At 73.0% G+C, this 7653-nt stretch carries 7 protein-coding genes and 1 pseudogene; 4 read left to right on the top strand and 4 right to left on the bottom strand.

All coding sequences use genetic code 11. The features are described from left to right. The first annotated feature begins 79 nt into the window (after nt 1-79). On the top strand, nt 80-838 hold the full coding sequence (locus NS331_RS17940) for a TetR/AcrR family transcriptional regulator (protein WP_058643324.1): 759 nt from the start codon (nt 80-82) through the stop codon (nt 836-838). 15 nt (nt 839-853) lie between these two features. Here the strand turns inward: NS331_RS17940 and NS331_RS17945 are convergent, their stop codons facing one another. The 4 genes from NS331_RS17945 to NS331_RS17960 form a co-directional block, all read right to left on the bottom strand. Further along, entirely contained in the window at nt 854-1723 is an 870-nt protein-coding gene (locus NS331_RS17945; RefSeq protein WP_058643325.1) for an SDR family oxidoreductase, read from the bottom strand. 66 nt (nt 1724-1789) lie between these two features. Then, complete coding sequence (locus NS331_RS17950; RefSeq protein ID WP_058643326.1) at nt 1790-2578, bottom strand: enoyl-CoA hydratase/isomerase family protein; 789 nt, start codon at nt 2576-2578, stop codon at nt 1790-1792. Nucleotides 2579-2647: 69 nt separating this feature from the next. After that, entirely contained in the window at nt 2648-3739 is a 1092-nt protein-coding gene (locus NS331_RS17955; protein ID WP_058643327.1) for an acyl-CoA dehydrogenase family protein, read from the bottom strand. Continuing rightward, nucleotides 3736-4875: an acyl-CoA dehydrogenase family protein gene (locus NS331_RS17960; RefSeq protein WP_058643328.1), complete on the bottom strand. Its 1140-nt coding sequence runs from the start codon at nt 4873-4875 to the stop codon at nt 3736-3738. The genes NS331_RS17955 and NS331_RS17960 overlap by 4 nt, the downstream gene beginning before the upstream one ends. A gap of 171 nt (nt 4876-5046) precedes the next feature. On the opposite strand from NS331_RS17960, the gene NS331_RS17965 reads away from it, so the two are divergent. From NS331_RS17965 to NS331_RS17975, 3 genes and pseudogenes are all read left to right on the top strand, one after another. Then, the gene (locus NS331_RS17965) at nt 5047-6036 is read left to right on the top strand and encodes a Bug family tripartite tricarboxylate transporter substrate binding protein (protein WP_058643329.1); all 990 of its coding nucleotides are present in this window, start codon (nt 5047-5049) and stop codon (nt 6034-6036) included. A gap of 55 nt (nt 6037-6091) precedes the next feature. After that, a complete protein-coding gene (locus NS331_RS17970) occupies nt 6092-7318 on the top strand; it encodes a CaiB/BaiF CoA transferase family protein (RefSeq protein WP_058643330.1) in 1227 nt (408 codons plus the stop codon). Between the two features lie 92 nt (nt 7319-7410). Continuing rightward, a pseudogene (locus tag NS331_RS17975) lies at nt 7411-7653 on the top strand (hypothetical protein); the annotation flags it as partial.

The raw sequence follows: 7653 nt of genomic DNA on the forward strand, positions 1-7653 counted from the left end.
CGGCCCGCAGGCGACCGCGGCCCGGCGACCGGGGTGCTATCGTTTCCGGCTCATCCCTCATTGCGCCTTGCCGACCGCCATGCCCGCCGATGCTCCGTCCCGTTCCGCCGCGCCCGTGCCGCGCAAGCGGCCCGCCCGCAAGGCCGTGGTGCCTGCGCCCACACCCGCCGCGGAGGCGCAGACGGATGCGGCGCTGGAGGACCTGGAGCCCACCGCGGGCGAGGGCGCTGGCGCGGCCAGGATGACCCAGGCCGAGCGCCGCGCGCTGGCCGAGCGGCGCATCCTGGATGCCGCGCTGGAGTTGGTCGCGCGCCGCGGCTCGGTGCGCATGACGCTGGCCGAGGTGGGCGAGGCCGCCGGCTACAGCCGCGGCCTGCCGGCGCACCGCTTCGGCAACAAGGCCGGGCTGCTGCAGCGGGTGGTGCTCAACATCGGCGCGCGCTTCGAGGCCCGGCGGCTCGCGCTGCCGCAGCATCGCCCGGGGCTGGACGCGGTGCGCAGCCTGGTCTCCACCTACTTCGTGCGCGACGACACCCGCTGGATCGAGACCCGCGCCCTGCTGGTGATGATGACCGAGGGCTTCATGGAGGACTCGGAACTCAATCCCTACATCGGCGAGTACATCCGCAGCAGCATCTCGCGGCTGGAGCAGCACATCCGCGACGGCATCGCGCTGGGCGAGATCCGCGCCGACGTCGACCCGACCACGGCCGCCACGCTGCTGCTGGGTGCGCTGCGCGGCGTGCTGCACCAGCGGCTGGTGCTGGGCGACCTGAGCCTGGACAAGGTGCGCAACCTGGCCTTGCAGATGGTCGACAGGACCCTGGCCGCGCATTGACGCGGCGGCACGGACTCAGCCGCCGCGGCCCGCCCGGGCGCGGGCCCAGTCGTCCGGTCCCCAGGCCAGCAGGTCTTCGGCGCCGGAGGTGCGCAGGTGCTGGCCGCCGTCGATGGCGACCATCTCGCCGTTGATGTAGGCGGCGCTGTCGCTGACCAGGAAGGCAGCCAGCTCGGCCAGTTCCGGTGGCCGGCCCACGCGGCCCAGCGGATTGGCCGCATAGGCGGCGGCCGCGCCGGCACCCGGCGCCGCATCGGCGAACGCCCGCCCCGCCGTCGGGTCCAGCGCCTGGCCGGCGCCCGCCGTCGGGAAGGGCCCGGGCGCGATGGCCACGCTGCGGATGCCCTGCGGTCCCCATTCCACGGCCAGGCTGCGCGTCATGGCCAGCAGCGCGGACTTGGCCATGGCCGAGGGCACGGTGAAGGCCCGGCCGGTGCGGGTGGAGGTCGAGAGGATGCTCAGCACCACGCCCGGCCGGCCGCTGTCGAGCCAGCGCCGGCCGGCCTGCAGCGTGCAGTACAGCGCGCCGTGCAGCGTCGGCCCCAGGATGGCGTCGGCCGCGCGGGCACTCAGGCGTTCGGTCTGCGCGATGAAGGTGGCGGCGGCGTTGTTGACCAGCACGTCGAGCGGGCCCTGCTGCCAGGCCGCATCGAACATGGCCTCGACGGCGGCCGCATCGCGCACGTCGCAGGGCAGGGTCTGCACGCTGGCGCCGTGGCGCGCCACGAGGCCGTCGCGCGCGGCCGCCAGCACCTCGGCCCGGCGGCCGGACAGCACCAGCTGTGCGCCCAGCGCCGCGAAGCGATCGGCCATGGCGAGCCCGAGGCCCGTGCCGCCACCGGTGATGAGGATGCGCCGTCCGCGCAGCAGTCCGTCTTGAAGCATGGGGATTCCTTGGCCCGCGAGGCGGGCGTTGTGGCGGAAGAGGTGAGGGCGGCGCGGACGGCGGCTTCACCGGCCGCTGAACTTTGGCGCCCGGCGCTCGGACATGGCCTGCACGCCTTCGCGGAAGTCCTCGCTGCGGAAGTGCGCGAACTGCATCTCGCTTTCGCGGGCCACGGCCTCGCGCAGTTGCGGCAACAGGTCGCGCCGCAGCGTGGCGCGGGTGGCCTGCACGGCGATGGGCGCAGACAGCGCGATCTCCTGCGCGAGTTCCAGGGCTGCGCCGCGTACGGCCTCGGGGTTGTCGGCCAGCGCGTCGACCAGGCCCAGGGCCTGCGCCTGCGTGCCGTCGATGCGCCGGCCGGTGTAGAAGAGCAGGGCGGCCTGCTGCGGACCCACCAGCCTCGGCAGCGTGACCGACAGGCCGAAGCCCGGATGGAAGCCCAGCCGGTTGAAGTTGGCGCTGAAGCGCGCCTGCGGACAGCTCACGCGGAAATCCGCCGCCAGGGCCAGGCCCAGCCCGCCGCCTATGGCCGGCCCGTGCACGGCCGCGACGATGGGCTTGCCGGTGGCGTAGATGCGCAGCGCCTCGGCATAGATGGGGTTCAGCGCGCGCGGACTGGTGGCCGCCGTGGCATCGTTGTCGCCGCCGAAGTTGGCGCCGGCGCAGAAGGCCGTGCCCTGGGCGGCCAGCACCACGGCGCGGCAGTCCGGGTTGGCTTCGAGGTCCTCGAGCGCATCGGCGATGGCCCTGATCAGCAGCACGTCGAAGAAGTTGTGCGGCGGGCGGCGGATCTCGAGGACGGCGACGTGGCCGTCCATGTCGACGCCGAGGTCGGTGTAGCTGCGTTGGGGCATGACGGTCTCGTTCTTGGTCTTAGGGAAAGGAAGGGCGGCGCTCGGGCGCGCGAACGCCCGGGGCGCCGCTCAGCCGGCGGCAGCCGCGGAGAACTGCCGCTGCGTCATCGCCGGCCAGAAGCCGGCCGCGCCGGCGCGGATGGCCGCCGTGCCCAGGCGCTGCGCCCACCAGGCATCGGCGCCGTAGGCCGCGCGCCAGGCCCACAGCCGGCGCGTGGCGAAGTGCAGCGCATGCTCGTGCGTGAAGCCGATGGCGCCGAGCACCTGGTGTGCCGTGGCCGCCACACGCGTGGCCGCTTCGCCGCAGCGCACCTTGGCGGCGGCCACGCCGAAGTCGACCCGGGCGGCGCGCTCCGCATCGCCCAGCCGGAAGTCCAGCCCCGCCGCCCGCACCGCCATGCGGGCCGAGGCCACGTCGCCCGCGGCCTGGGCCAGCATCTGCTGCAGTGCCTGGTTCCGGCCGATGGGGCGGCCGAACTGCACGCGGTCGTTGGCGTACTGGATGGCCTCGGCCAGTGCCCATTCCATGGCGCCGACCATCATGGCCGCATGCAGCAGGGCGGCCGTGCTGCGCAGCGGCAGCGCGATGCCGAAGGCCGCGGCCGGCAGCACTGCCCGCACCGCAACGCCGGCCAGGCGCAGGCGGTCGGCGGGCAGGCCGGCGAGGTCCAGGCCCGGCTCGCATGCGAGGCCGGCGACGTCCTTCAGGTCCACCACGGCGATGTCGCCCTGCGGCAGTTGCACGAGGGCCCAGGCGGCATGGCGTCCCCAGGGCACGGCGGGCGCCTCGCCGCTCAGGTGGCGGCCATCGGCCGTCAGGGCCAGCGTCTGGCCCGGCCCCGCGTCGATCAGCGTGCCCGGCCCGGCCAGCGGCACGTGGCCTGCGCAGGCCAGCAGGGCAAGGCCGGCGGCCGTCTCGGCCAATGGCAGCGGCACGCGGTGGCGGCCCAGCTCCTCGAAGATCGGCAGCGCCTGGTCGGGCGTGAGGCCGAAGCCGTGGTCGCCCGCGGCCAGCGAGGCGGCGAAGCCGGCTTCTTCCACCTGCAGCCACAGGGCCTGCGGAAACTCGCCCGCCTCCACTTGCGTGTTGAGCGCGGCCCCGGCCGCATCGGCGAACAGGCGGGCGGCGCTGTCCTGGATCATCTGTTGGTCGTCGTTCATCGGAGGCCCATGCCTTTCGCGAGCATGCCGCGGAGGATTTCGCGCGTACCGCCGCGCAGGGAGAAGGACGGCGTGGCCAGCACCAGGTGCCGCTGCACGCGCGCCAGGTCGCTCTCGGGCGGCACGCGGCCGCCGAAGAGTTCGTGCGCCAGGTCGGGCAGGCCCTGTTCCAGCAGGGCGCCCTGGTCCTTGACGGCCGCGGCGGCCAGGCCGGGGTTCTGGCCCGCGGCCAGCATGCCGGCCACGCCCAGCGACATCTGCCGCAGCGTGGCGTACTGCGCCGCCAGCCGGCCCAGCACCAGCTGGTGGTGCGGGTTGTCGGCATCGGCGGCGTCCAGCATCTCCAGCATGAGCTGCGTGCTGCTCATGTAGCGCTCGGGGCCCGAGCGCTCGAAGGTCAGCTCGGTCGTGACCTGGTGCCAGCCTTCGCCTTCGGCGCCGATCAGGTGGTGCGCGGGCACGGGCACCTCGTCGAAGGTGACCTCATTGAACTCGTGCTCGCCCAGCTGGTTGACGATGGGGCGGATGGTCAGGCCGGGGCTGCGCATGTCCACCAGGAACTGCGACATGCCCGCGTGCCGGTCGGCACCGGGCGGCGCGGTGCGCACCAGCGCGATCATGTAGTGCGCCTTGTGCGCGGCCGAGGTCCACACCTTGCGGCCGCTGATGCGCCAGCCCTCGCCATCGCGCACGGCCCGCGTGCGGATGGAGGCGAGGTCCGAGCCCGAATCGGGCTCGCTCATGCCGATGCAGAAATGGCACTCGCCCCGCGCGATGCGCGGCAGCAACTCGGGCGCCAGCACCTCGGGCGAGTAGCGCATCAGCAGCGGGCCGCTCTGGCGGTCGGCCACCCAGTGGGCCGACACGGGGGCGCCGGCAGCGAGCAGCTCTTCGAGCACCACGTAGCGCTCGAGCATCGAGCGCTCGCCGCCGCCGTAGCGCCGCGGCCAGGTCATGCCGATCCAGCCACGTTGGCCGAGCGCGCGGCTGAACTCGGGGCTGTAGCCCGACCAGTTGCGCGCCCGCTCGTGCGGCGGCAGGTCGCCGAGCGTCTGCGCGATGAAGTCGCGCACCTCGGCGCGCAGCCGCTCGCAATCGGGCGGCAGTTCGGCCGGACGGATGTCCAGGGCTTGCATGGCGTTGTCTCCTTCCACAGCGCGCGCCGGACGGGAGCGTCCGGGTCAACACCTAAAGCAACTTGCTTGTTGGTCAACAAATATAAGTGCTAGAGTCCGCCCAGGCAAGCGAGGTCCCATCCGGGCCTTCCCGGACTTGCGTGAATCCACACCTACAGACGGAGACATCCCATGACCTTCGAACGTCGCGCCTTCCTGGCCGCGCTGGGCGCCTTCGGCGCCGGCGGCGCGCTGCTGGCGGCCAGTCCGGCCGCGTTGGCCCAGCCGGGCTTTCCCACCAAGCCGCTGCGCATCGTGGTGCCCTTCACCGCGGGCAGCGGTTCCGACTCGGACTCGCGCTTCTACGGCGACCTGCTGGGCAAGAAGCTGGGCCAGCCGGTGATCGTGGAGAACCGGCCCGGGGGCAGCGGCCTGATCGCGGTGCAGTCGGTCAAGTCGGCGCCGGCCGACGGCTACAGCATCTTGCTGGCCAGCAACTCGCCCATGTCGGTCAACCCGGCCGTGATGAAGAACCTGCCCTACGACCCGTTCAAGGACTTCAAGCCGCTGGTGGGCTCGGCCGTGGGCCCCGCCGCCTTCGTGGTGAAGGGCGATTCGCCCGCCCACAGCATCCAGGACGTGGTGGCCGCGGCCAGGCGGGAGAAGCGGCCAATCGCGGTGGGCAACTACTCGGCGGGCTACCAGCTGGTGGCGGCCTGGCTGGGCACGGCCTCGGGTGCGCAGATCAACCACATCAACTACAAGGGCGGCTCGCAGATGGTCACGGACGTGATCGGCGGCCAGCTGGAGCTGGCCATCGTCGACCCGTCCGCCTTCGTCGAGATGCAGAAGGAGGGCCGCATCCGCATGCTGGCGGTCACCGGCGCGAAGCGCATGGGCACGCTGCCCGCGGTGCCCACCATGATCGAGAGCGGCTTCGCCGACTTCGAGACCTATGTGTGGAGCTCCTTCTTCGTGCGCAGCGAGACGCCCGCCGACATCACCCAGAAGCTGATCGCCGCCATGGCCGAGGTGATGGCCCAGCCCGAGGCCGTGGCTTACCGCCAGCAGCGCGGGGCCGACTTCCTGGACCTCAAGGGCGACGACATGCGCAAGTTCCAGCAGCGCGAGTACGAGCGCTTCAAGCGCGTGGCCGAGACGGCCGGCCTGGTGCAGCAATGACGATGACCCGGACGGCGGGCGCCCACGGCCTGCCGGCCCTTTTCCTTTCCATGCCATGAAGCCTTCCGAGCAGACCTCTTCCGCCGCCAGCGGCCCGCTGGCGGGCCTGCGCGTCCTCGACCTCACCGCCGTCGTGCTCGGCCCGCTGGCCACCCAGATCCTGGGCGACCAGGGGGCGGACGTGATCAAGGTCGAAAGCCTGGAGGGCGACTTGATGCGGGCCAACGGCGTGTCGCGCCACCGCGGCATGAGCTCGATCTACCTCACCATCAACCGCAACAAGCGCTCGCTGGCGCTGGACCTCAAGCGGCCCGAGGGCGTGCAGGCGCTGCTGCGGCTGGCGGCCACGGCCGACGTGTTCGTCCACAACATGCGGGTGCCGGCCATCGAGCGGCTGGGCCTGGGCTACGAGGCGCTGCGCCGCGTGCGGCCCGACATCGTCTACTGCGTGGCCACCGGCTACCAGGAGGGCGGCGCCTTCGCCGGCAAGCCGGTGTTCGACGACATCGTGCAGGCCGGCTGCGGCCTGGTGGACCTGAACCTGCGCGACGCCGACCAGCCGCGCTACATGCCCACGCTGGTGGCCGACAAGGCCGCCGGCCTGATGGTGGCGCAGGCCGTCACCGCCGCGCTGCTGCACCGCGCGCGCACCGGCCAGGGCCAGTACGTGGAAGTGCCCATGTTCGAGGCCATGACCGCCTTCACCCTGGTCGAGCACCAGGGCGGCCATGCCTTCGAGCCCGCCGCGGCCGAGCCCGGCTATGCGCGCCTGCTCAACGGCGGCCGCCGGCCCATCGCCGTGCGCGACGGCCATGTGACGGTGCTGCCGTACTCGCCGGCGCACTGGCAGGCGCTGTTCGAGCGCACCGGCCACGCGGCGCTGCTGCAGAAGTATGGCCCCATGGACCGCAGCCAGCTCAACGCCCGCGTGCGTGAGCTGTATGCCGACCTGGCCGCCGTGGTGGCCGACATGGACTGCGCCGCCTGCCTGGCCCTGTGCGAAGCGCTGGACATCCCGGCCACGCGCATCTATGCGCTCGACGAACTGCGCGAGCATCCGCAACTCGTCAGCGTCGGTCTGTTCGAGACGCACGAGCATCCCACCGAGGGGCCGACGGTGCAGGTGCGGCCACCCGTGCGCTTCGGCGCCACGCCGGCACGCATTGCGCGCCTGGCCCCGGCGCTGGGCGAGCATTCGGCCGAGGTGCTGCGCGAGGCGGGGCTGTCGGACGAGGAGATCGAGGTGCTGGCGGCCACCGGCGCCGTGAAGCAGGCGGCCTGAGCGCGGCCGAGCGGGGTCGGCCTGCGCGCTGTCCGCAGGACGCTGCGCCGCCTGACACAGCCCGCCCTGGCCGGCAGGCAGACTCACCGCCCATGAAGCGCCTGCTCGACCTTTTTCCCCTGGTGCACGCCGTGATGGCCGTGGTCTTCGCGGTGGCGTCGCTGATGCTGCTGGTGATCGCGGCGCGCATCGGCTGGGACGCCTTCGGCGCCGGCCTGGACCGCGGCTCGGCCGCCAGCATCATCGAGGCCCTGGGCGTGCTCGCCTCGGCCGTGGTGGCGCTGCAGATCTCGCGCACCATCGCCGAGGAGGAGGTGGTGCGCGAGATCTGCAGC

The sequence above is a fragment of the Pseudacidovorax intermedius genome, assembly GCF_001476815.1.
GTDB classification, from domain to species: Bacteria; Pseudomonadota; Gammaproteobacteria; order Burkholderiales; family Burkholderiaceae_C; genus Xenophilus; species Xenophilus intermedius_A.